23 protein-coding genes are annotated in these 22,566 nt (G+C 41.5%); 9 read left to right on the top strand and 14 right to left on the bottom strand.

The window, feature by feature from the left end:
* Positions 1-426 precede the first annotated feature (426 nt).
* The 3 genes from FQ082_RS09860 to FQ082_RS09850 all read right to left on the bottom strand — a co-directional run bounded on the left by FQ082_RS09860 (position 427) and on the right by FQ082_RS09850 (position 3,079).
* Positions 427-906, bottom strand: a complete 480-nt coding sequence (locus FQ082_RS09860) for a hypothetical protein (protein ID WP_149492957.1) — start codon at positions 904-906, stop codon at positions 427-429.
* A gap of 339 nt (positions 907-1,245) precedes the next feature.
* A complete protein-coding gene (gene pssA, locus FQ082_RS09855) occupies positions 1,246-2,193 on the bottom strand; it encodes a CDP-diacylglycerol--serine O-phosphatidyltransferase (RefSeq protein WP_149492956.1) in 948 nt (315 codons plus the stop codon).
* 10 nt (positions 2,194-2,203) lie between these two features.
* Positions 2,204-3,079, bottom strand: coding sequence for a 23S rRNA (adenine(2030)-N(6))-methyltransferase RlmJ (locus tag FQ082_RS09850; RefSeq protein ID WP_020442843.1), 876 nt, complete (start codon positions 3,077-3,079; stop codon positions 2,204-2,206).
* A gap of 150 nt (positions 3,080-3,229) precedes the next feature.
* Here FQ082_RS09850 and FQ082_RS09845 point away from each other — a divergent pair, with 150 nt between their 5' ends.
* Complete coding sequence (locus tag FQ082_RS09845) at positions 3,230-3,988, top strand: 2OG-Fe(II) oxygenase (protein WP_149492955.1); 759 nt, start codon at positions 3,230-3,232, stop codon at positions 3,986-3,988.
* An 81-nt stretch (positions 3,989-4,069) separates the two neighbouring features.
* A complete protein-coding gene (dapE, locus tag FQ082_RS09840) occupies positions 4,070-5,293 on the top strand; it encodes a succinyl-diaminopimelate desuccinylase (RefSeq protein ID WP_149492954.1) in 1,224 nt (407 codons plus the stop codon).
* 71 nt (positions 5,294-5,364) lie between these two features.
* On the opposite strand, the gene FQ082_RS09835 is transcribed toward dapE, so the two are convergent.
* From FQ082_RS09835 to FQ082_RS09810, 6 genes are all read right to left on the bottom strand, one after another.
* The gene (locus tag FQ082_RS09835) at positions 5,365-5,898 is read right to left on the bottom strand and encodes a GyrI-like domain-containing protein (RefSeq protein ID WP_149492953.1); all 534 of its coding nucleotides are present in this window, start codon (positions 5,896-5,898) and stop codon (positions 5,365-5,367) included.
* A gap of 80 nt (positions 5,899-5,978) precedes the next feature.
* Positions 5,979-6,188: a Fe-S cluster assembly protein IscX gene (gene iscX / locus FQ082_RS09830; RefSeq protein ID WP_011279849.1), complete on the bottom strand. Its 210-nt coding sequence runs from the start codon at positions 6,186-6,188 to the stop codon at positions 5,979-5,981.
* 99 nt (positions 6,189-6,287) lie between these two features.
* Positions 6,288-6,851: an acyl-CoA thioesterase gene (locus tag FQ082_RS09825; RefSeq protein WP_149492952.1), complete on the bottom strand. Its 564-nt coding sequence runs from the start codon at positions 6,849-6,851 to the stop codon at positions 6,288-6,290.
* Between the two features lie 154 nt (positions 6,852-7,005).
* The gene (locus FQ082_RS09820) at positions 7,006-8,406 is read right to left on the bottom strand and encodes an NAD(P)(+) transhydrogenase (Re/Si-specific) subunit beta (protein WP_149492951.1); all 1,401 of its coding nucleotides are present in this window, start codon (positions 8,404-8,406) and stop codon (positions 7,006-7,008) included.
* Positions 8,403-8,738 carry a proton-translocating transhydrogenase family protein gene (locus tag FQ082_RS09815; protein ID WP_198010341.1) on the bottom strand — a complete coding sequence of 112 codons (336 nt, stop codon included), beginning with the start codon at positions 8,736-8,738 and terminating at the stop codon, positions 8,403-8,405. Before FQ082_RS09815 ends, FQ082_RS09820 begins: the two co-directional genes overlap by 4 nt.
* A gap of 115 nt (positions 8,739-8,853) precedes the next feature.
* Positions 8,854-10,011, bottom strand: a complete 1,158-nt coding sequence (locus tag FQ082_RS09810; protein WP_149492950.1) for a Re/Si-specific NAD(P)(+) transhydrogenase subunit alpha — start codon at positions 10,009-10,011, stop codon at positions 8,854-8,856.
* 474 nt (positions 10,012-10,485) lie between these two features.
* Here FQ082_RS09810 and yaaA point away from each other — a divergent pair, with 474 nt between their 5' ends.
* On the top strand, positions 10,486-11,286 hold the full coding sequence (yaaA, locus tag FQ082_RS09805) for a peroxide stress protein YaaA (RefSeq protein ID WP_149492949.1): 801 nt from the start codon (positions 10,486-10,488) through the stop codon (positions 11,284-11,286).
* 135 nt (positions 11,287-11,421) lie between these two features.
* Here the strand turns inward: yaaA and FQ082_RS09800 are convergent, their stop codons facing one another.
* The 3 genes from FQ082_RS09800 to FQ082_RS09790 form a co-directional block, all read right to left on the bottom strand.
* Positions 11,422-11,679: a hypothetical protein gene (locus FQ082_RS09800; protein WP_149492948.1), complete on the bottom strand. Its 258-nt coding sequence runs from the start codon at positions 11,677-11,679 to the stop codon at positions 11,422-11,424.
* Positions 11,680-11,784: 105 nt separating this feature from the next.
* Complete coding sequence (groL, locus tag FQ082_RS09795) at positions 11,785-13,422, bottom strand: chaperonin GroEL (RefSeq protein ID WP_149492947.1); 1,638 nt, start codon at positions 13,420-13,422, stop codon at positions 11,785-11,787.
* Between the two features lie 94 nt (positions 13,423-13,516).
* Positions 13,517-13,810: a co-chaperone GroES gene (locus FQ082_RS09790; protein ID WP_188018942.1), complete on the bottom strand. Its 294-nt coding sequence runs from the start codon at positions 13,808-13,810 to the stop codon at positions 13,517-13,519.
* 505 nt (positions 13,811-14,315) lie between these two features.
* On the opposite strand from FQ082_RS09790, the gene FQ082_RS09785 reads away from it, so the two are divergent.
* The gene (locus FQ082_RS09785; RefSeq protein WP_149492945.1) at positions 14,316-15,086 is read left to right on the top strand and encodes a DUF3108 domain-containing protein; all 771 of its coding nucleotides are present in this window, start codon (positions 14,316-14,318) and stop codon (positions 15,084-15,086) included.
* A gap of 122 nt (positions 15,087-15,208) precedes the next feature.
* On the opposite strand, the gene FQ082_RS09780 is transcribed toward FQ082_RS09785, so the two are convergent.
* Together FQ082_RS09780 and wrbA are read right to left on the bottom strand one after the other, a co-directional pair.
* Positions 15,209-15,691: a hypothetical protein gene (locus FQ082_RS09780; protein ID WP_020442832.1), complete on the bottom strand. Its 483-nt coding sequence runs from the start codon at positions 15,689-15,691 to the stop codon at positions 15,209-15,211.
* A gap of 52 nt (positions 15,692-15,743) precedes the next feature.
* On the bottom strand, positions 15,744-16,361 hold the full coding sequence (wrbA, locus tag FQ082_RS09775; RefSeq protein ID WP_020442831.1) for an NAD(P)H:quinone oxidoreductase: 618 nt from the start codon (positions 16,359-16,361) through the stop codon (positions 15,744-15,746).
* A gap of 252 nt (positions 16,362-16,613) precedes the next feature.
* Here wrbA and FQ082_RS09770 point away from each other — a divergent pair, with 252 nt between their 5' ends.
* From FQ082_RS09770 to FQ082_RS09750, 5 genes are all read left to right on the top strand, one after another.
* On the top strand, positions 16,614-18,182 hold the full coding sequence (locus FQ082_RS09770) for a YihY family inner membrane protein (RefSeq protein ID WP_188018941.1): 1,569 nt from the start codon (positions 16,614-16,616) through the stop codon (positions 18,180-18,182).
* Between the two features lie 188 nt (positions 18,183-18,370).
* A complete protein-coding gene (locus tag FQ082_RS09765; protein WP_262498197.1) occupies positions 18,371-19,993 on the top strand; it encodes a DUF2254 domain-containing protein in 1,623 nt (540 codons plus the stop codon).
* A 34-nt stretch (positions 19,994-20,027) separates the two neighbouring features.
* Complete coding sequence (locus FQ082_RS09760) at positions 20,028-21,314, top strand: cation:proton antiporter (protein WP_149492942.1); 1,287 nt, start codon at positions 20,028-20,030, stop codon at positions 21,312-21,314.
* A gap of 17 nt (positions 21,315-21,331) precedes the next feature.
* Complete coding sequence (locus tag FQ082_RS09755; protein ID WP_149492941.1) at positions 21,332-21,733, top strand: PIN domain-containing protein; 402 nt, start codon at positions 21,332-21,334, stop codon at positions 21,731-21,733.
* 65 nt (positions 21,734-21,798) lie between these two features.
* Positions 21,799-22,470 (top strand): hypothetical protein, encoded by a 672-nt coding sequence (locus FQ082_RS09750; RefSeq protein WP_149492940.1) that lies wholly within the window; start codon positions 21,799-21,801, stop codon positions 22,468-22,470.
* Positions 22,471-22,566: the final 96 nt, after the last annotated feature.

Here is a 22,566-nt window from a genome sequence, read left to right as displayed (position 1 = left end):
CTCTAACTGTCGTCCAGTTAAAGTATTCTAACTAAATATGCTAAACCAATCTGGCTTATCCTATTTAGCGAGCTGACCATCATATCATGTTTTAATAGTCTGTCAACTTCTTTTCTTAATTTGTTTCTTTAAGTTAACTGGTTAGTTATTGTGTAATCACACAGTAGCTGATTCCGGTTCGTCTTAATGAGGTGCGTATTATAGACGCTTTAATTAGTAAGTCAAGAAGTAAATTATTTTAATTTGAGTTAACTTAAAAGTAATTTTTTCGGTTGGCTAAATTGTCTAAGCGGTAAATCACTTCAACCCGCCTTCCTCTCCGACTGGGTGGCAGTATACGCTGTTTTAGTAGAGGGTCAAGGGGATCTCAAGGTTTATTTTTATTTGGTTGAAAACACTAGGCTTGGCATTCAATGCAAGATTCCATTAAGGACAAAGACTTTTCGTCCATTTCCCTACTTTATTACCGCGAACACATTGATATTGCACCCCATACTGTACCCATTGCCAATTTAAATCAGACGGCTTGCCTTTTAAGGTAAAACTAATACGGTAACGTTCTGCACTCACACTATCATCCATGAGGCCAGAACGGGTAATGACAACAACCGCTGTCTTAGGCTGCGATTTTGATGGATAGTAAAAAGCTTGTGCCAAATCATAATCCGCATCTACTTCGTTAATACTACTATTGATTAGCTTAAGCTTTTCAAGACCACAAGCAATCAGCCCTTTTTCAATAGAGCATGGTGCTGATGCGGAAGTTACTGCACTACCATTGATATTTAGATGCTTAAAATTAGCTGGATTGGCAGCTTCAGCACGAGATATTGTACTTACTGAGTTACTAGTAGTGGCATATGTAGAAACTGAAACAAATGACAATGAAAATAAAGCGCTTGCCATCAAACCTCTTAACAAATTGTTTAAGGTCCTTGAAACAGGTAATAGGCGATTAAAAATAGGTAAGTTCAGCATAATAACCTCGGCTTAATTATCAAATGGCGTTATAGGAAGGCTCATCGTATAAACTTTATATAGATTGCATAAGGCTTTAATATTGAACCCAATCAATAGCTATTTGTGTTGTTTTATTTTAACTTTTCACTTGTTGTGGTTATCTCTATCAGAGCTATATTTCAGTGCCCAATAGAATCAAAAACTAGCACGCAAATAAAAACCGCCTATTAAAAAATAAGCGGTTTTTTTGCGTTTCTTAAGTTAATACTATAAAAAGCTATAGTATTAACTGGTCGCTTTGGCTTGTAAGGTGCTAAAAATACCTGACAAGGCATAAATAACACCAATCGCTAAAATGCCGACTGGAATATCATATAACACGATACTCATGACCAATACACCAACGATAAGCACCACGAAAGGGACTTTCTTCTTATCAAACTCTTTAAAACTATAGTATTTGACATTGCTAACCATCAGTAAACCGCAAATAACGACCCAAGCAGCAAATAAAAACATTACAAGCGTATCGTATTGTCCGATCCATTGATTGTGATCAACGGCAACCATAACAGCTGCTGTGACCAAAATAGCGGCAAGCGGACTGGCCAAACCAACAAAGTATTTTTTATCGACCTCACCAATCTGAACGTTAAAACGCGCTAGACGGAAGGCGGCACAGGCAGTAAAGACAAACGCACAGCCAAGCCCAATACGACCTAATGGCTGCAAAGCAAAGCTATAAATTAAGATTGCCGGTGCAACACCAAAAGCTAACATATCGGCAAGCGAATCATACTGCTCACCAAAGGGGCTTTGCGCATTTAACATACGCGCTACCCGACCATCTGCACCATCCAAAATAGCCGATAAGAAAATCGCTAAAGAGGCTTTATAGAACTCACCTTGGGTACTGGCTAAAATAGAATAAAAGCCTGACAGCAGCGATAAAGTGGTGATCAAGTTGGGCGCTAAATAAACACCGCGACTGACCACCCGCTTACCTTCAGCGACTTCTGCTTCAATCACCTCAAACGTCAGCCCATCATAGTTCTCATTATCCGCCAAGCGAATATCGAAATCATGCTCATCCACAAAAGGCGGTTGAGTGGCAGCGCTATCTTGTAATAAGGGCTCTTTGATCAAACCGTCATTCATCACTTTATCAGTGACCAGACTACCCTTTGCAAGACTATTTTTTTCAAGGCTACGTGATGATTGATCAGTCGTCATAACAATATCCTTATTCGCCAACCAACCAGCGGACGGTGGTTGCACTATCAGGTGTTAAATCTGGTGCATCAGCAACTTTTAATACAGGCTGTAAGAAACGTAGTATCTCACGCGCTTGGTTATCAAACTGCCATGGCGGATTGATCACGAGTAGCCCTGTACCGTTCAGACCGACAGCGATATCTTTAGGATAAATATTTAGCTCACAAACCAGCTGACGTCTCATCTCAGTGCGCTTGAGCTTTTTATAGAACAGCTCAACCGCGTCGATGTTCTTAATTGGGAACCATAACGCATAAGTGCCTTGTGGCCACTTGTTATAAGAATGCACCAACAAATCAATCAGACGCGTGAAGTCTTTATGCTCCTGCTCATAAGGAGGATCTAAAAATATCAAGCCACGCTTTTCTTTTGGCGGAATCACGGCAGCGATACCTTCAAAAGCATTGCGATGATGAATACCAATTGGCAACTTATGCAGCTGATAATTTAGTGCATCATATTCACTGGCTTTGGCTTCAAACGCTTCACCGCGCACGCCAGCATCTGGATTTTTTTCAACATGATGAGCAATCCACCACGGCGAACCCGGATAGACTTTTTTATCATAGGTAAAACGGGCTTGGTTAATACCTTCCATATAGTCTTTGATGGCAGCTGGTGCTTTTTCGACATCGGCTTTTACCAAGGCTTGGATACCACCTTTGGCTTCACCAGTCTTGCGCGCCTCTTCACTGCCGAGCGAATATAGTCCACGACCGCCATAAGCATCAAGCACATAAAAAGGTTTGTTTTTTTGCCCCATTTGATTCAGTAGTTGTACCAATAGAATGTGTTTAACAACATCGGCAAAGTTACCAGCATGATAGGCGTGTTTATAATTCATAAGTTCAAAAGTTTAAATAAGAAAAATTGCATCTATGGTAGCATAGGATGGCTAAAAGATAACGATGGTTTTGGTAAAAAGGCATAGATTGGTCGGGTAAAGGTATAGATTGACGGTGTAATGACAGATAATGGACGATAGCGAGACAAAATGACGAAGATTATTAGCAATCTTGATGTAACGACGTTGGTGGTTGATAATCCAATAGGTAAGGAGAATCCGCCACTGTTATCTTTACATTCTACTAACTATAATAATCAGGCGCTGCCGACCCAGCATTTATTACAATCCTCTGATTTTGAGGTTAACTGGGAACACAAGCTGACAGATAAACAGTTGGATACGTTTGTTGATGATGGTTGGCTGATTATTGATGATGTCTTTGAACGAAAAGCCTTATTAGCACTGCAAGCGGAAAGTGGCTTTATTGACTATCGTGATGCTCAGCTAACGGCGGGTATTCGTATCAGTGATATTCGCGGTGATAAAATACGCTGGATTACCAAAGACTTTTTTGCAGGATTTTATTATCTACACAGTATCAATGCGCTTGCCAACTTATTCAATCAAAGCTTGTACGCTGGTATTCGCCATAGCGAGGCGCATTATGCTTGTTATCCAGTAGGTTTTGGCTATCTATGGCATAGTGATAATCCGGCTGGACGTAATGAACGCGTTATCTCGGCAGTGTTTTATCTTAATGATGATTGGACAGCGAATGACGGCGGCGCGCTAGAAATCGTTGATAAACATGGTGTCCATCATAATGTAATGCCTGTCGCTAATAGGCTTGTACTATTCGATAGTGACTTACGGCATCAAGTGCAAATCGCCCATCGTCAGCGTTATTCTATCGCGACTTGGATGCGCCGTGATGGCTTAGTACCTTTTATTGAAGACGTTATTTAAGTACTGTAATGTTCATAAAGACTCTCTTACCAGCTACATCTAACCATCCTATCTATCCCTCTATAATAAAAAAGGCTTCCCATGTCAGATTCTGATAAAAACTTAACTTCTCAATCTCATCAGCAAGCAACTCATCAACAAGCAACATTGGACTTAAGTATCGCCTTACTTGAACGTCCTTCTGTCACCCCAGATGATGATGGCTGCCAAGACATATTGTCTGAACGGCTGACACAAGCAGGCTTTGAATGTGAATTTATGTATTACGGTGATAGACAGGCAAAAGGCGAACACGCTGAGGTTAAAAATTTATGGGCGCGCCGTGGTACTACCAATCCGGTGATTTGCTTTGCCGGTCATACTGACGTCGTCCCAACAGGCGATGAAAAAAACTGGACTTATCCGCCATTTACCCCAACTATTGCAGATGGCTATTTATGGGCACGTGGTGCTGCGGATATGAAAACTGGCATTGCCGCTTTTACCGTCGCCGCTGAGCGTTTCGTTGCCAATCATCCTGAGCACAATGGCTCTATTGCTTTTTTAATCACCTCAGATGAAGAAGGCCCTTCTATTAACGGCACAGTCAAGGTAGTAGAAACGCTAGAAGCGCGCAATGAGAAAATTACGTACTGCTTGGTTGGTGAACCATCCAGTACCGATACCTTAGGCGATATCATCAAGAATGGTCGTCGTGGCTCACTCGGCGCAGTACTTACCGTCACTGGTAAACAAGGTCATGTTGCCTACCCGCACCTTGCTTCAAATCCCATTCATGCGGCTATGTCGGCACTCGCAGAACTGACCAATGCTACTTGGGATAATGGCAATGATTACTTCCCTGCGACTTCACTACAAATATCTAATATCAATAGTGGAACGGGCGCGACCAACGTCATTCCTGAAACCTTAGAGGCTGTATTTAACTTCCGCTTTTCGACAGAAACGACTGAAGATGAACTAAAAGCGAAAACACATGCTATCTTTGATAGATATTTCGCTGATAGCAAAGCAGCTTATGATATTCATTGGAAATTATCTGGTCAGCCTTTTTTGACGCCTGAAGGTAAATTGGTCTCAGCATGCCAGCAAGCGATTAAATCTGTGACTGGAACCGATACGACATTATCAACTTCTGGCGGCACATCAGATGGACGCTTTATTGCACCAACCGGTGCGCAAGTGGTCGAACTTGGTGTGCGTAATGCCACTATTCATCAAGTTGATGAAAAAGTTGAAGTAGATGACTTAGGAAAATTGGCGCAGATTTATGAAGGGATCTTGGAAAATTTACTACTTAATTAATCATAAATAGCAGAAGTAAAAAAGCGCCATCTCATACAGATGGCGCTTTTTCATTATAGATATTAATTACTTTACTCAATACCAATATACAGCTCGACTTGACCATATTCTAACTTACCCTCAACGTAACGCTCAAAGTCGACGTTATAAGTTCGAGTATGCTCACAGCTTGGATCATTGAAATACGTCCAGGCTTTTTCCCATGCATTCATCACGGTGTTAGGCATGTTACCGTATTCAGAAAACACCATGTATTTTCCTGCAGGAATAGTGACCGTTGTTAAGTTGCTTGCATTTTTATTCTTAGTAGCTTTGACAGTATTAGCAATGTCGTCATTGTCTGAATTTTCTTGCCCATCTTGCTGACTGCTCACTTTCCAACTCGCGACCACATCAAAGGCGCCTACATCATCACTCTCATAGTTATGATAAATACCATAGATATCCTGACCCTTTTCAAGTTGGCTCACGTGATTTTTGTAAAAACTTTGCCATAGCTTGCCTAACTTTGCCGTTTCATGGCTGATTTCATCGGTGTTGGTGGTGCGTACGCTGATGCCTGTGCAAGTTTGTACGTCGGTTAGCTCTTGGATTGGTGCAGTCATGAGACAATATGTCCTGTTTTCATTTGAGATTATGTTTATTAAAGCTATGTTTGTTATTAAAAAATAGTAAAAAGGTCAATCTAGTCAGCTTCGTCGATCCAATTCATCTGAATCGCTTCTAAGATACCTTCATTGGAGCGTTGCGGATCATCATCAAAGCCTTCAAGCTCCGTCACCCAGCGATGCAAATCCGTAAAGCGAATATACTGCGGATCGGTTTCTGGGAATTTTTCATAAAGCTCAATAGCGATATCTAAGCTGTCTGTCCATTTTAACTTCTGCGGGGTCATAGTAGCTCCTTATGTTTTCAATTATTTTTATAAAATAGCATTATAAAATATATATGCGCTATCCTACCAAAATTCATCATAGGATTATAGGCAAGTTGGTTACGCAGCCTTTGTTGATTTAGTTAACTCAGTAGATTTGGCAGCTTTAATCGCCACTTGATGCTGATTCCATGACTCAATAACTTCTGTAAGATGCTCACCCGTCATATCTAGCACCTCAGTTGCGCACTTACCTTGCTTATTGGTTAAAACAAACTTGGTCATACCCACTGCCATCAGCTGGCTTTTAACAAAAAATCGATGCTCAAAATAGACATATTTTTTATCCCAACCGACAAGCATACTATTGACTGTTATCTTATCTAGAAACTTAATTTGTTTAAGATAGACCATCTCCTGCATAGCGATAATCCAGCCGAGATTTTTAATGCCTTTTTGATGACAGCAGTTCATCAGCCATTTGGTGATATTTAGCTCAATAAAAGATAAATAGCGATAATTAGGCAAATGATCGCGAAAACCCATGTCATGTGGTAATACCCGATACTGACGCACAGTTGGTGCTGTCAATGTCTCAATACTCAGGTAATTGCTTGTCGATTGCTGTTTAAGTTGTTGTTTGAGTAGGCTTACCATAATAAAGAAACGCAGCAGCATATTCATAAGAAACCTTCTTATTTTATAATATTGATAATGAGAAAATACATTGTAGATAGCTTTAGATGGGCAATACTCTAACGCAAAAAAAGCCACCTCAGTGACTTTTTTATGTGAAAGCTTCTGTTTAAAAAATGATGTGTAAAACCTATCTTAAAGATTAATGACCAGCGCCGTTGATACTACGTACCATCTCTTCAACCATTTTCTTGGCATCGCCAAAGATCATCATGGTTTTGTCCATATAGAACAAGCTGTTATCTAGACCGGCATAACCTGTACTCATCGAACGCTTAATGACCATCACTGTTTGGGCTTTGGTCACTTCTAGAATTGGCATACCAAAGATTGGTGATGTCGGATCATCTTTCGCAGATGGGTTTACCACGTCATTGGCACCGATAACTAATACCACATCCGTACTGGCGAAGTCCGAGTTAATCTCATCCATCTCTAAAATATCATCATAGGGCACATCGGCTTCTGCCAATAGGACGTTCATATGTCCTGGCATACGACCCGCGACTGGATGAATGGCAAAACGAACATTAACGCCTTCTTCTTTTAACAGCTCATACAATTCTTTGACCGCATTCTGTGCACGACCTTGCGCCATCCCATAACCTGGGACAATCACCACACTACTGGCATTTGCCATAAGGAAGCCAGCATCTTCTGCTGATCCTGCTTTGTAATTCTTCGGCGCGCCATCATCGCCGCCAACTGCGACCGCTGATGTACCCATACCACCAAATAATACGTTAAGTAATGAACGGTTCATGGCTTTACACATGATATAAGATAGAATCGCACCTGACGAACCGACTAGAGAACCTGCGATAATGAGCATCGAGTTGCCAAGAGTAAAACCAATACCCGCCGCTGCCCACCCTGAAAATGAGTTCAATAGCGACACGACCACTGGCATATCGCCACCACCAATTGGCGCAATCCACATCCAACCAAAAATCACTGCAATCACTGCCATCGCATAGAAGGCGGGTAATGAATCAGTGACAAAGTACACACCACCGAACGCAATCATTGCAATAAATAGTAGTGCTTGTACTGGTTTGACCCAACTACCAACCAAGGTTTTAGCCCAGCTCTTCGCTGCCAATTTACCAAAGGCAAAGACCGACGCTGAGAAAGTAATCGCACCGATGAAACAACCAATAAACAACTCAACACGAGCAACTGCGCCATGCTGTTGTTCAGTATGCAGTACCGTTGCTAATGCAATCGCCACCGCTGCCAAACCGACAAACGAGTGCATCAAAGCCACGGTTTCTGGCATTTGGGTCATGGCGACCGTCTTTGCTTTCCACATACCAACGATAGCACCCAATACCATCGCACCGATGATTAACCAAAGCACTGGACCTTCTGCTAGGAAGAACGTTGTTACAACGGCAATCGCCATGGCAACCATACCCAATCGATTACCACGAATAGCCGTTTTTGGGCTAGATAAACCCCGTAACGTCAGAACAAAAAGAATGGCACCGACCAGATAAAACCAGTCCGCATTAGCCGCAATCATATTTGATAAGTCACTCATGCGTCACCCCCAGTATCCGTTGTTACTACTGCTTTTTTCACTTTTGGCTTAAACATCGACAGCATACGCTCAGTCACGGCGAAACCACCAAAAATATTGATACTGGCTAAAAATACCGCAAAAGCCCCAAGCAAACTGGTCGGCGTAAATATCGAACCATCAATAGTGACGGTCTGTAGCATTGCACCGACAATAACAATACTTGATAAAGCGTTGGTTACAGCCATTAAAGGCGTATGCAGTGCAGGGGTTACACCCCAAACAACGTAGTATCCGACAAAGATAGCCAGTACAAATACGGTAAAAATCGCTACGAATGGCGTGCTACTCATGGCCGCACCGGCTGGCGCTGCCGCTAAAATAGTGGCAATCATCTTATCCTCCTAAAATTTGTTCGTGTCTGGCAAATGTACGATAATGAAATTATCAAGACCTGAAATTTAGCACTTAGCGTTTAGCAAGACGTACCTGATTGTCATGTGTCACCGCCAGTGCGCCCTGAATCTCGTCTTTCATGTCTAAGTTGAGTGCCATTGTGTTTGCTGTAGCGTCATCTGTAGCGGCAGGCGCAATTAAAGTGGTGATAAAATTAACGAGGTTATTGGCATATAAGTCTGAAGATTGTGCTGCCAACTGTGAGGGAATATTAGCTGCACCGACAATACGCACGCCATTTGACGTCGTAATCGTTTCATCAGGGACACTGCCTTCGACGTTTCCGCCAGTGCCAGCAGCCATATCGATCAGTACCGAACCAGCTTTCATCTTAGCAATGGTTGATTGGTGTACCAAACGCGGCGCTTGACGACCCGGAATCTGTGCAGTCGTAATGACGATGTCAGCATTGCTCAAGGCTTTATCAACAATAGCAGCTTGGTCTTTGATATATTGCTCAGATGGCGTCCACGCATAGCCGCCTGTAGATTTAGCTGTCTCAGCCTCCTCCGCACTCATCGGGACATCAAGCCATTTACCACCTAATGACTCCACTTGCTCGCGAGCGGTCGGACGTAAATCACTGGCTTCAACGACAGCACCTAAACGCTTCGCCGTCGCAATCGCTTGTAAACCCGCAACCCCAACACCTAGAATAACGACTTTGGCAGGCTTAACCGTACCAGCTGAGGTCATAAACATCGGAAACGGACGCGAATATTCATTGGCAGCGAGCAACACCGCTTTGTAACCGGCAAGGTTGGCTTGTGAAGACAAGACGTCCATATTCTGTGCGCGTGATAAGGTGCGTGGCAATAGCTCCATGGCAAAGGCGGTAGCCCCTTTAGCAGCATAAGTATCCAGTTGGGTATTACGATAGGGATCAAGCATGCCGATAATAATTTGACCAGACGTTAAACTAGCAGTCGTTGACGTCGGCAAATCATTGACGGTAGTGATAATCTGAGACTGTGTGACGACGTCAATGCTACTATTGGCAATATCAGCACCCGCAGCCTGATATAATTCATCCGCATAATAAGACGCTTGACCTGCACCTGACTGGATGACAACCTCAAACCCAAGTTTGCGTAACTTTTTTACCGCGTCTGGGGTTAATGCCACCCGACTCTCGCTTGCGCTCTCTGCACTAATAACACCAATTTTCATACCGTCTCCTTACGTCTAATGACTACTTTTAATACCCTAACGCACCTCTAAAAAGCACAGGGGACAAAAAAATCTTTGGTCAGGGTTTGTTTAACACTTAAAACCAAAGATTATCAATTTAATAAATGATAGCTCGTTTGCCATCATGCCGTTTTATTATAGATATATCGCCTGCCAACTTTCATTGTCTAATGATGACCCGCAAGTAAAATAAAAGTTAGCTATTTATAACATTATCATAACTTTTGTTGTTATATTAAAAAATTTTATTTATTTTTAAGTAGCTTGAAGCCTTTAGGCTATTGGCTTACACGAGTTATCACAATGCCTATAATAGTTGATATATGTCCATGATGAGGCTTAAAAGTACAAAACAGCCACGCGTAAGTCAAGTTAAACCTGTAGGTATCGTATAATGAAAAAGCTCGAAACATTAATGGAGTGTTTATCACTTCACTATAATAAGGAATAATTATGTATTTTTTACTCTCTCCTGCCAAATCTTTGAACGAAACAGATACTGCCCCAATGGATATTAGCAGCTACTATAGTCAGCCTGAGTTGATTGAACACTCGCAAGCATTGATGAAGATATTGAAGTCGAAGGAGCCGATTGACTTACAAGAGCTTATGAGTATCTCTGATGATTTGTCGCAGCTAAATGCTAAACGCAATCAAGATTGGGCTTGGAGTGATAACGAACTGTTTACGGATGACAATGCCAAACCAGCTGGTTATTTGTTCGATGGGGATGTTTATACTGGACTTGATATGTATCACATGGATAAAGACACCGCCATTTACGTCAATGAACATCTGGGTATCTTGTCCGGTCTTTATGGCGTGCTAAAGCCACTGGATTTGATTCAGCCGTATCGACTTGAAATGGGTACCAAGCTTAAAAATGAGCGTGGCGATAATTTATACGAGTTTTGGGGCGAAGAAATCACTAAGATTATTAATAAGCGCATGGCTGATAGCGATGATAAAGTATTGATCAACTTAGCTTCTAATGAATACTTTAAAGCGGTAAAGAAAAAAGCCTTGAATGCGGAGATTATCACGCCACGATTTGAAGATGAAAAGAATGGTCAATATAAAGTGATTAGCTTCTATGCTAAAAAAGCACGTGGACTGATGGTGAAATATGCTGCGGATAATAAACTGACCAATGCTGAGCAGCTTAAGCAATTTGATTTGGCAGGTTATTATTACTGTGCAGATGTTTCGGATGATAAGACGTGGGTGTTTAGACGGGATGCAGCGAATCAGTAATATTTAATGCTTTTATGATACACATGAAAAACCCCGATAAGCTCAGCCTATCGGGGTTTTATTTGAACTAGGTTTAACAAGTACGTTATGACAAAGTCATACTTCTAGCAAAAATCGATTTGTAAAACTGCTTTATTACCAAGTTACCTTTAGATGATAATGATTAGACGAGTGGTTCTCGACTTCTACATTATAGCCCTTAGACTTGATATCAGTTAAAGCAGCTTCAATCTCTACTTCACTGACCGCTTCTTTACTAAGTATTTGAGATATACTTTTTGAACCAGTTTTTGAGGATGCTTCAATACTACTGTAAACACTTTTTAATACTTCTTGAGTGCCATGTTTAGAATTACTGCTATTGGCTCTCGCTTGTTCAGCGGTTATGGTCATAATGAATCCTATTCTTAGTGCGAATAATTTATATAAGGTCACTGATTAACAAGTTTATGTTTTAACAAACTGATAAGCTAGCAACCTTATACAACTCTCGTAAAATTACATCATGCCGCCCATACCACCCATTCCACCGCCGCCCATGCCAGACATACCATCATCACCTTGCGGCAAATCAGTAATCATAACTTCGGTCGTTAGCATTAAGCCGGCTACAGATGCTGCATTTTCTAGCGCTGAACGAGCCACTTTGGCTGGATCAAGGATACCCATCTCTAACATGTCGCCATATTCGCCAGAAGCTGCGTTGTAACCGTAGTTACCAGTACCGCTCTTCACTTCGTTAACCACAACTGACGCTTCTTCGCCTGAATTAGTAACGATTTGACGTAATGGCGCTTCCATTGCACGACGTAAGATATTGATACCCGCGTTTTGGTCGTCGTTATCACCACGTAGTTCAGACAATGCATTCATTGCACGAACCAAGGCTACACCACCACCAGGGACAACGCCTTCTTCAACCGCTGCACGAGTGGCATGTAACGCATCATCAACACGGTCTTTCTTCTCTTTCATTTCAGTTTCAGTCGCAGCGCCAACTTTGATAACGGCAACGCCGCCAGCAAGTTTCGCCATACGCTCTTGAAGCTTTTCTTTATCGTAGTCAGACGTTGATTCTTCAACTTGACGTTTGATAGATTCAACACGGTTTTCGATATCAGCAGAGTTGCCAGCGCCATCAACGATAACAGTGTTTTCTTTACCGACAGTGACTTTCTTAGCAGTACCAAGTTGCTCTAGAGTAGCAGTCTCTAAACTTAGACCAATCTCTTCAGAGATAACCGTACCGCCAGTTAGCGTTGCGATATCTTCTAGCATGGCTTTACGACGATCGCCGAAACCTGGTGCTTTAACGGCACAAGTTTTTAAGCCGCCACGCATGTTGTTCACAACTAGAGTTGCCAATGCTTCGTTTTCTACGTCTTCAGCGATGATTAGCAATGGCTTGCTCTGCTGCATGACTTGCTCAAGTAATGGCACGATCTCACGGATGTTGCTGATTTTTTTGTCAACCAATAGAATATATGGGTTTTCAAATTCAGCAGTCAGGCTGTCTTGCTTGTTCGCAAAGTACGGGCTGATATAACCACGGTCAAACTGCATACCTTCGACAACTTCTAAGGTATCTTCAAAGCTTGAACCTTCTTCAACCGTGATAACGCCTTGCTTACCGACTTTTTCCATCGCTTGCGCAATCAATTCACCGATTTTGGTGTCTGAGTTGGCAGAGATAGAACCAACTTGGGCAATCGCTTTTGAATCATCAGCTGGAGTAGATAGCAAATGAATTTGCTCAACAGCCGCACGTACCGCTTTATCGATACCGCGTTTTAGATCCATTGGGTTCATGCCAGCGGCAACTGACTTCATGCCTTCTTGCAAGATTGACTGAGCCAATACAGTCGCAGTCGTTGTACCATCACCAGCGACATCGTTGGTACGGCTAGCGACTTCACGAACCAATTGCGCGCCCATGTTTTCAAATTTGTTTTCAAGCTCGATTTCTTTAGCAACTGAAACACCATCTTTAGTGATGGTAGGTGCGCCAAACGACTTATCGATTACCACGTTACGACCTTTAGGGCCTAGTGTGACTCGTACTGCGTTTGCTAGAACGTTTACGCCGTCCATCATTTGTTTACGGGCATCAATGCCAAATTTTACGTCTTTTGCCATGTTAAATTACTCCACTATTATAAGTATGAGAATGCAATTAAATATTTCAATGATATTGTCAAAATGCGTTGAGTATAATAATACTCAAAAGGGACTAGCCTTCTAACACACCCAATACATCAGATTCTTTCATAATCAATAGTTCTTCGCCGTCAACTTTCACGGTTTGGCCAGCATATTGACCGAACAATACTTTGTCGCCAGCTTTTACATCTAACACGCGAGTTTCACCGTTGTCACGAATCTGACCGTTACCAGTTGCTAGCACTTCACCTTGTGAAGGCTTTTCTTGCGCTGAACCAGGAAGCAAGATACCACCAGCCGTTTTTGTTTCTTCTTCTATGCGGCGGACAACAATACGATCATGTAAAGGACGAATATTCATCAATATGTCTCCAATAATTGGTTGTTTAAGTTAAAAATATATTTGGTTTGTTAGTCTCAACATCCTATCTTCAAAAGCCATCTTATAAAAACGCTTTTATTAAGATAAGCCTTGAGCTTGTTTCAAAAAGTGGGGGCATAGCGAGGTAGCTTCAAGTGTAAAGACCAAAAATTTACAAGAATTTCTTAATTAGAGGGTGTTTGTCGATAAGCAATACTAAATCTCTGGGAGTATTATGCAATAAAGGCACTAAGTGAGTAATAATCCAGTAGAAAAGACCAGTATTCTATACGCTTATTCTTACTAAATTTACAGCAAGTTACTCATAGGCCAAGCATTACTTAAGATAGTAACATCAACTACAAGAGCCAAACGTCAGCGTAAGTTCTCCCTCTTGATAATGTAACAGAGTATGACCATTATAAGCATTGAAAATATAATATTAGTTAACAGTAAGGTCGAATCGACTTAAATAAGTTATTTGATACCAATCTATTAAGGACTGTCCATGAGTTTTTCATTTACCAATAAAAAACTATCCATAACCGATTATAATGACAAGAATAACGGTAAGGTTAAATTCTTAACCGCGTTGACCACTGGAGCGAGCATAGCGGCTATCAGCGCTTTAAGTATGGCTGCACCAACGATTGCCAGTGCAAAAGACATTCAACCGTCGAGCGCCGATTATACGTTTACGATTGAAGACAAGTATAAAGGTACCGCCACTCGTGCTTTAGATAAGTCAGGCAACACATGGAAATATAATGTCGATGCACGGGTTGCCGGTATCGCAAGTGCTGCGCAACATAGTACCTTTACTATCAACGGTAATGCGGTTATTCCAACCCAAGCCAGTACCACTTATAAACTACTGGGTATCGGTCGTACGCATAAACTCGATTTTAATCCCCGTGGTAAAAAAGTCGTGAGTAATTATAGAGGTAAGTCGACCACGTTAAATATGGCGCAGCAAGCATTTGATGATTTGAGCCTTGAGGTGCAAATTCGCCAAGACTTATTAAATGGCAGATTCTCTGGCAATTACTACATGGCAAAACACGATAAAATCGAAAAAACGCCGTTTAAAAAATCTGGTAATACCAAGATAACGGTCCCTGCTGGTACCTTTGATACGGTGCGTGTCGACCGTATCCATGATGACAATAGCCGTTCGACCAGCTTTTGGTTGGCACCAAGCTTAGATTACTTACCGGTAAAAGTAAGCCAGATTAATGATGGTAAGAAGATGGATTTAGAATTGTCTAAAGTGAACTAAGAGCCTCAACTCTACGGCTTAAAACATTAAAAAATCGGCATGCTATTTAGCATGCCGATTTTTTAATGTAAATTTTTTATTAAGCACTACAGATGAATAGTATTGTAATAGATATCAATGACTTATGAGCGTGGCTGTTTAACCACATTATTCATCGAAGGTAGGCGCTTTAATAAGATAAACAGCCAGATATTAATCGCAAATAGCAGGACGAAATCAATGAAATAAACAGCGATTTCTGCCCAACTACTGCCATAAGCACGTGTGAACAATACAACCCCACTTGCCCCTAAATATACCAAAGTAAACATACTGTCTATTAATAGCGCATAAGGCGAGCGCCCGCGTAGTATCGATGGCGTTAAGACAAATGCTGGTACTAACCATAGCGCTTGCCATGCAATACCGCCGATAATATCAGGATGACTAGGATTAAAGATATTGATCAAAAGAGGCAAAGCAAGCAATCGAAAGGTTAACCAAACCAGCCATGTCACCATTAGGCGCTGACGAACAGGCATAATCGGTTTTAACAGCTGGGTTGATTGACTGCTTGTTTCGGATATTTGCTGTTGACTGTCGTCATGAGAAAGGTTAGTAGCCATTAGAGGTATATATTTCCTAATTGTTCATACCAAATAGTAATAGATGAGCGCATTAACGGCTCCAGTTAGCTTGCGCTAATGCAGATGCCGTAATCGCTAAACGACGCCCTTGAGCGATGCCAAGCTCGCGTTCATCAGCAGATACAGGCTGATCATGGGATGCGCCGCTCACATGACTGGCACCATAGGGTGAACCGCCACGCGTGGTACGGTTTAAAGCAGGTTCAGCATAAGGCACGCCCACAATCATCATGCCATGATGCAACAGTGGTAACATCATCGTCAGTAGTGTCGTCTCTTGACCGCCATGCATAGAGCCTGTCGCCGTAAATACTGACGCCGGCTTGTTCTGTAGATTGCCTGCCAGCCAAATAGTGACGGTATTGTCCCAAAAATACTTCATGGGCGCGGCCATATTACCAAAATGGGTTGGGCTACCAAGTGCCAGACCGCTGCAATTTTTTAGATCTTCCATCGTGCAATACAAATCACCGTCGTCCGGTATCGCAGGCTTGCTTACCGTGGTTTCAGGCGCGACTGTCGGTACCGTACGGATGCGCACGGTCATGCCCGCCTCTTCGATACCCTGAGCGATAGCATAGGCTAATGTCTTAGTCGTACCATAATTTGAATAATAGAGTACCAAAACATAAGGGGCGGTCTGACTCATTAGCAAAACTTCCTTATAAAATCGTTAACAGTAATATAGATACTGCCCATTATGCCCGAGTCATTCACTGACATGCAAACAAACCCTGCTACTTGGCAGCATACTTAACCTAGCAGCCAAGCAAATCATCTGCAGTACTTTACTTAACTACTCAATACAATCTAATGCATATTGACACAATTAACGCGCAGATTCAGACAGACCATGTTTGCTACACTATCCGCACTCTATTATCCTTGCTAGATGGTCGTTATGGAAAATCTATTAAAAAAAATACCTTTTTTACACCAACGTTGGTTTCAGTTCTTACGTTTTTTGACGCGGCACTTTTTTGAGGATAATTGTCAGCAAAAAGCTGCATCATTAACCTATACGACTTTGTTGTCGATTGTGCCTATCTTAACCGTACTGCTGATGATTTTGTCTTCAGTGCCAGCACTTGCTTCAGTCAGGGCGCAGATTTATGAAGTCATTTATAGCAACTTGCTGCCACAATCGAGCTTGCAAGTCAGTAAATATATCAATAACTTTGCTGAAAAATCATCAAACCTCACCATCATTGGAGCGATGTTCTTACTTTTTACTACCATCATGACTTTGACCACCATTGAGCGCGCTTTCAACCAAATATGGCGCGTAGAAGATCGTTCTGGCGGCATGAGAAGTATGCTGCGCTATTGGACCATCGTCACGTTAGGACCCTTGGTATTGGGTACGGCATTCATCGCCTCAAGTGCTGTACAAAGCCTGAGTTTGTTAAATAGACAAATTGGCGGCTATGGTATTGATTGGTCGTTTTGGGTACAGATAGTATCCATTGCAGTTACGATCGCTGGTTTTATCAGTATGTATTGGTTTATTCCAAAAGCGCGAGTACCAGCAAAAAATGCTGCGATTGCAGGTGTCTTTGTAGCGATTGTCTTTGAGCTGATGAAACATCTATTTGGTACAGTGATGGCGAACTTTACCAGTTATGAAGCGATCTATGGCGCATTTGCTGCGCTGCCGATTTTCTTATTATGGATATATCTGTCATGGAATCTGATTTTATTAGGGGTTGAGATCAGCTATACCCTAACGATATTTGAGACAAAAGAGGTTTATCCGCGCCATCCATTTTTAAGCTTGCTTGATATGTTAAATCTCGTTTATACCCATCACTTAAAAGGCGAAGCGGTGAGCGAACAAGCGCTACGCAATGTCCTCGGACGTAAAGAGCTGCCAAAATGGTATACCTATATCAATTATCTGCAAGACAGCAACTTGATTACCATGACAGAAGATGAGCACTATGTACTCAAAAGAGATTTGAGCAAAATGACCTTGTGGGATTTTTATCGTACCCTGCCTTATCCATTGCCTATCAAAGATGAACTTGATGAGATGAGCCTAGAAGACCAAAAACCTTGGCTTAGCTTATTGGTTAATCGCTTTGAAAATACCGAAGCCTATGCCAAAGCACAATTGAATGTGCCGCTCGGTGCTATTTTTGCCCATAGTGAACCACGTAAGAAAACCTCTGATGACAAATCCACTAACCATAAAAACGAAAAGCTTCAAAAAGAGAAAAATGAGTTTTTTAGGAAATCTAGCGCAGCTACCTCCAGTCATTTATTACAAGAGCCTCTAGATAGTAAGGATGACATGCCGAAGTTTGAACCAGTCGCTTATGATAAGGATAGCGACATAGAGCGTGACGAGCACAATCGTGAAATTCTTATTCCACAAGACAACATTGACGATAAAAATCAAATAAACGCTAATTTTTCTAATGCTAAACGCGATATTATTACTGAAGCCGATAACCCAAGATCGATTTGAGTGTTTAAATAACAAGACCTCTCTATAAAAAAAGTTCCAAATGGAGCTTATTTTTTATCCTGTTTTTAATGGATTATTTGTAGTGAATCAGGTAATTTGTTTTTAAGAGCTTTTGTTGTCAGCAGTCTGATTCTATAGAACTGCTGGCAACAAAAGAAATACTACGATCATTTTTGGAGCTGCTCACGTTGACTAAACATGCTGAAGACAACTTATTCAACCGTCTATCAACGTCAAGTCTCAAAAGACTGCGGCAGTTTTTTCAGTTATGGTCGCTAAAAACGCTTACCAATTTACCCGATCGTCTAACGAATTTGTGGCAACAGCTGATTGGCTCTTACTGGTTTATACCGACTGCCTGTGTGCTGGTAGGCATCTTGCTCGCTCCTATCCTTGTAACGATCGATGAGCATTTTGATCGCGACATGGTCAGAGAGATTACCTTTGCCTTTACTGGTGATGATGACGCCGCGCGCGCTATTATGACCACTATTGCTGGTGCGGTACTTGGCGTGGCAGGCACGACTTTCTCGATTACCATTGCTGTATTATCAATGGCATCTTCACAATTTGGTCCTAGATTACTCCGTAATTTTTTGACTGATACGCCCAATCAGTTCGTTTTGGGCGCGTTCATCGGTACGTTTAGCTATAGTTTGCTGGTGTTAAAAGCCATTCATAAATACGATGTTGGTTTTGGTGTGCCGCAATTGTCGGTGACTTTTGCCATTATTATGGCGATTATTTGTGCCCTTCTACTGGTCTATTTTGTACAGCATATGGTACATGCCATTCAGGCATCACATGTGATCCAAGGTGCCAGCAATGAGGCAATTAAAAACATTCATTATTGGTACAGCGACCGCTGCGATATCGAGCACCAACGTAATATCGAGCATCATGATATCGAACAATTTCATCACTGGTCTGCGACGCCTATTTATCCACCGTACTCGGGCTATTTGCAGCAGATTTATTTTGAATCGCTCATTACCCTATCGCAAGATTATGGCGGTGTGGTAGAAATAAATAGCAGTCTCGGTCACTTTGTCACCGATAAAAATGTGATTGGCTATTTTTATCAGCGTCCGGCAGACCATCCAACTAACCTACAAAAAACAAAAACGCCGCATTTGGCGCTTGTGCCACGTTCGCCTGATGGGCTGTTTTGGCAACGTTTTGCTGGTTGTATACGTCTTGAACAGCGCTTGACGCAATCTAATGATATTGCTTATAGCTTAGGGCAAATGACTGAAATTGCCGTACGCGCATTGTCACCAGGTATCAATGACCCAAAAACAGCGGTTAACTGTGTTCAATCGCTGACCAGCTGTCTGAGCATTATGATGCGCTGTCAACCGCCGACGCCGTATCATTTTTATAAGCCGTTAGATGAGACAGATACACCAGATACTATCAGCCATCAGCCGCCAGCCATCCTTGCCGTTGTTACACGTATCCCTAAAATATCAGATTTTATTGATAGCTCACTTGGTGAGATACGGCGTTATGCAGCAGCAGATTTGATGGTATTAAAGGCGCTATGTCAGGCAATGATTGACTTGAATTATGCTAGGGTTAATGAGGCGCAGCAGCAAACACTCATACATGAAATAAAATTGATTGAACGTGCCGGCGCGGATAATTTGAATTATCATCAACTCGCTGATGATTTGACCGCAATGTGCCAACAAGCAGAGAAATTTATTATGAGTGAAAACGCCCAGCATCACTATTTCCATTATGTCAGTGATTTTGATGCCCATATTCGTCAGGCACTACAAGCCCAATCGAAACAAGGCAGAGCATAGTTGACACCTCTTATTACCCACTTGAGACTTTTTTATGGACCCTACGAGCAGCCTGACCATACTCGAAATTAGCGCGATATTTTTATCTATCACTGCCCTATTAACTTACGTTAATCATCGATTTATTGGCCTACCCACAACTATCGGTGTAATGGTTATCTCGATATTATTGTCGATTGGGGCGATATTTTTAGGATTTTTAGGGTTTGATCAGCTTATTGATTATGAAGTCAGTTTATTAGGCCAGCTTGATTTCACTGAAGTCTTACTTGATGGCATGCTTTCTATGCTTTTATTTGCTGCCGCTTTGCACGTCAATATTGGTGATCTAAAACGTTATAAGCTGCCTATTGGTATTCTAGCGTTCATAGGTACTTTAGTATCAGCACTGCTGATTGCAGGTGCTCTATATCTAATGTTGCCGCTGTTTGGTTTCGAGCTGTCTTTTTTATGGTGCTTACTATTTGGCGCTTTGATATCTCCAACCGACCCTATTGCAGTGATGGGTATTTTAGCCTCTGCTGGCGCCCCAAAAAGCATAGAGACGGTGATCGCGGGCGAATCGCTATTTAACGATGGTATCGGCGTCGTCATTTTTGTACTGCTGCTCGGTATTTTATCGAGCGGTGATATCCCAACCGCCAATTATGTGGTACACACCTTGGCAGTCGAGGCTGGTGGCGGTATTATTTTTGGCTTAGTACTTGGCGCGATTTTATATTACATGCTCAAAAGCATCGATAGCTATCAAGAAGAGGTTCTACTGACCCTTGCTGGTGTCATAGGCGGCTATGCGCTGGCCAGTCATTGGCATTTATCGGGACCACTAGCAATGGTAATGATGGGGCTGATGCTTGGTAATCGCGGACGAGCACTAGCGATGAGTGATAAAACGCGCCATTATGTTGATTTGTTTTGGGAATTGATCGATGAGATTTTGAACGCAATTTTATTTGTATTAATCGGTCTTGAAGTGGTGATGATTGCTTATTCAGCCAATTTATTTATCGCTGGCGCTTTAACAATTGTGATTGCCTTACTTGCTCGATTTATTGTGGTCGGCATGACCACCAAAACCTTTCATCGACAGCTTGACTTGCCAGCAGGGGCTTGGAAGGTGCTAACATGGGGTGGACTACGAGGTGGTATTTCAGTTGCTTTAGTATTGCAACTCCCAACAGGATCTGAACGCGATATACTACTGGCCCTAACTTATGCAGTCGTTATATTCTCTATACTGGTACAAGGGTTAAGCGTAGGCAAAGTTGCCAAAAGCATTCGTACGGATGAGAAAAAACAGTATAGTTCAAGTAATACATGACAAAATTTGGAGATATTATGAACGCAATAGAGTTAGATTTTGGTGCAATTACTATTGATAACTCTACGTTTAAGAGCGAGGGTTATAAATTTGATGAAGGTTTACTTGCCCAGATGAAACAGTTTAAAGAAAGCCCTGTAAGAGTCCTTCAAACCGATATAGTACATAACGAAGCTATCAATCATATTGGTCAAGAAATAACAAAGACTCGCACTGCTATTGGGCAAACGTTGAGGTCTGCGAATAAACAGTTAAAGATAAAATCTGATGTTATAGAAAACGCACGAGAATTACTTTCGATAGATGGTAGTGAAGCTGAAATAGCAGAAGCGAGATTAAAAGAATATTATGAGCTTATCGATGCTGAAATAGTAGATTCAGAAAAATACACTGATCTTTCTCTTTTAACGAGAATGTAATTTTCTACTGAAGCTCCTTTTGAAGATAAAAAAGATAAAAAAATGAGTTTCCGGATGCTATTGCATTGTTAGCTCTTGAAGGATGGGCTGAAAGAAACGACATAAATATTATTGCCGTTAGTGAAGATAATGGGTGGAAAAACTACTCTGAAGGTTCAAATAGGATCACATTAGTATCTTCACTAGCAGAAGCACTGGAAAAATTTCAGCCTCATAACAAGGTTGCAAGTATTATTAAAAATATAAGAAAAGGCTCTCTACTCGATAATAACAACTATGTTCTCCAAGAAATTGAGCAGGCAATCATAGATAGTATTGATGGTTATGATATCTGGATTGAAGCCAGCTCATATTTAAGCTTTGAATGGGAAGATACTTCTGCTGGTTATATATCTCATTATCTAGATAAGGATCAAGAAGGACTCGTCAAAATTAGAGTTATAAGCATAAACGATGAATCAATAGTTCTGAAAGTAGGAACAACGGTTAAAGTTGAAGTTGAGGCTAGCTTTGATTTTTCAGTACGAGACTCGATAGATAAAGATTATGTTGGTATCGGAACTAATGTTTGTACTACCATTGAAGATTATCATACTGATATTTTACTAACTCTTACTGGCGACTTTTCTCAAGACTTTGATAATATTGAATTTTCTGACATTGAAGTTCTAGAAACTATAGGACAAGCTAATTTTGGTGAAATTGAGCCTGACTGGAAAAGTGAAGATGAAGATTAATAAATAAACAGTCCTCAAAAAAGCTTAATATTTTAATTGATATACATTTTTACTTTTCTTTAATATCAAAGTTCACACCATCAAAGAGTTGATCGT

The sequence above is a fragment of the Psychrobacter sp. ANT_H56B genome, from assembly GCF_008369245.1.
Classification (GTDB): domain Bacteria; phylum Pseudomonadota; class Gammaproteobacteria; order Pseudomonadales; family Moraxellaceae; genus Psychrobacter; species Psychrobacter cryohalolentis.
Note: the sequence above shows the minus strand (reverse complement) of the source record. Positions and strands in the feature narration are given on the sequence as shown.

Coding starts and splice junctions, on each gene's coding strand:
- wrbA (WP_020442831.1), bottom strand. CDS start 16,361: ATGAGTCAGACCGCCCCTTATGTTTTGGTACTCTATTATTCAAATTAT.
- FQ082_RS09780 (WP_020442832.1), bottom strand. CDS start 15,691: ATGGCTACTAACCTTTCTCATGACGACAGTCAACAGCAAATATCCGAA.
- groL (WP_149492947.1), bottom strand. CDS start 13,422: ATGGCAAAAGACGTAAAATTTGGCATTGATGCCCGTAAACAAATGATG.
- FQ082_RS09810 (WP_149492950.1), bottom strand. CDS start 10,011: ATGAAAATTGGTGTTATTAGTGCAGAGAGCGCAAGCGAGAGTCGGGTG.
- FQ082_RS09770 (WP_188018941.1), top strand. CDS start 16,614: ATGGAAAATCTATTAAAAAAAATACCTTTTTTACACCAACGTTGGTTT.
- FQ082_RS09800 (WP_149492948.1), bottom strand. CDS start 11,679: ATGACCATAACCGCTGAACAAGCGAGAGCCAATAGCAGTAATTCTAAA.
- pssA (WP_149492956.1), bottom strand. CDS start 2,193: ATGACGACTGATCAATCATCACGTAGCCTTGAAAAAAATAGTCTTGCA.
- dapE (WP_149492954.1), top strand. CDS start 4,070: ATGTCAGATTCTGATAAAAACTTAACTTCTCAATCTCATCAGCAAGCA.
- FQ082_RS09825 (WP_149492952.1), bottom strand. CDS start 6,851: ATGAATATGCTGCTGCGTTTCTTTATTATGGTAAGCCTACTCAAACAA.
- FQ082_RS09850 (WP_020442843.1), bottom strand. CDS start 3,079: ATGAATTATAAACACGCCTATCATGCTGGTAACTTTGCCGATGTTGTT.
- FQ082_RS09755 (WP_149492941.1), top strand. CDS start 21,332: ATGAACGCAATAGAGTTAGATTTTGGTGCAATTACTATTGATAACTCT.
- yaaA (WP_149492949.1), top strand. CDS start 10,486: ATGTATTTTTTACTCTCTCCTGCCAAATCTTTGAACGAAACAGATACT.
- iscX (WP_011279849.1), bottom strand. CDS start 6,188: ATGACCCCGCAGAAGTTAAAATGGACAGACAGCTTAGATATCGCTATT.
- FQ082_RS09760 (WP_149492942.1), top strand. CDS start 20,028: ATGGACCCTACGAGCAGCCTGACCATACTCGAAATTAGCGCGATATTT.
- FQ082_RS09785 (WP_149492945.1), top strand. CDS start 14,316: ATGAGTTTTTCATTTACCAATAAAAAACTATCCATAACCGATTATAAT.
- FQ082_RS09845 (WP_149492955.1), top strand. CDS start 3,230: ATGACGAAGATTATTAGCAATCTTGATGTAACGACGTTGGTGGTTGAT.
- FQ082_RS09820 (WP_149492951.1), bottom strand. CDS start 8,406: ATGAGTGACTTATCAAATATGATTGCGGCTAATGCGGACTGGTTTTAT.
- FQ082_RS09860 (WP_149492957.1), bottom strand. CDS start 906: ATGGCAAGCGCTTTATTTTCATTGTCATTTGTTTCAGTTTCTACATAT.
- FQ082_RS09835 (WP_149492953.1), bottom strand. CDS start 5,898: ATGACTGCACCAATCCAAGAGCTAACCGACGTACAAACTTGCACAGGC.
- FQ082_RS09815 (WP_198010341.1), bottom strand. CDS start 8,738: ATGAGTAGCACGCCATTCGTAGCGATTTTTACCGTATTTGTACTGGCT.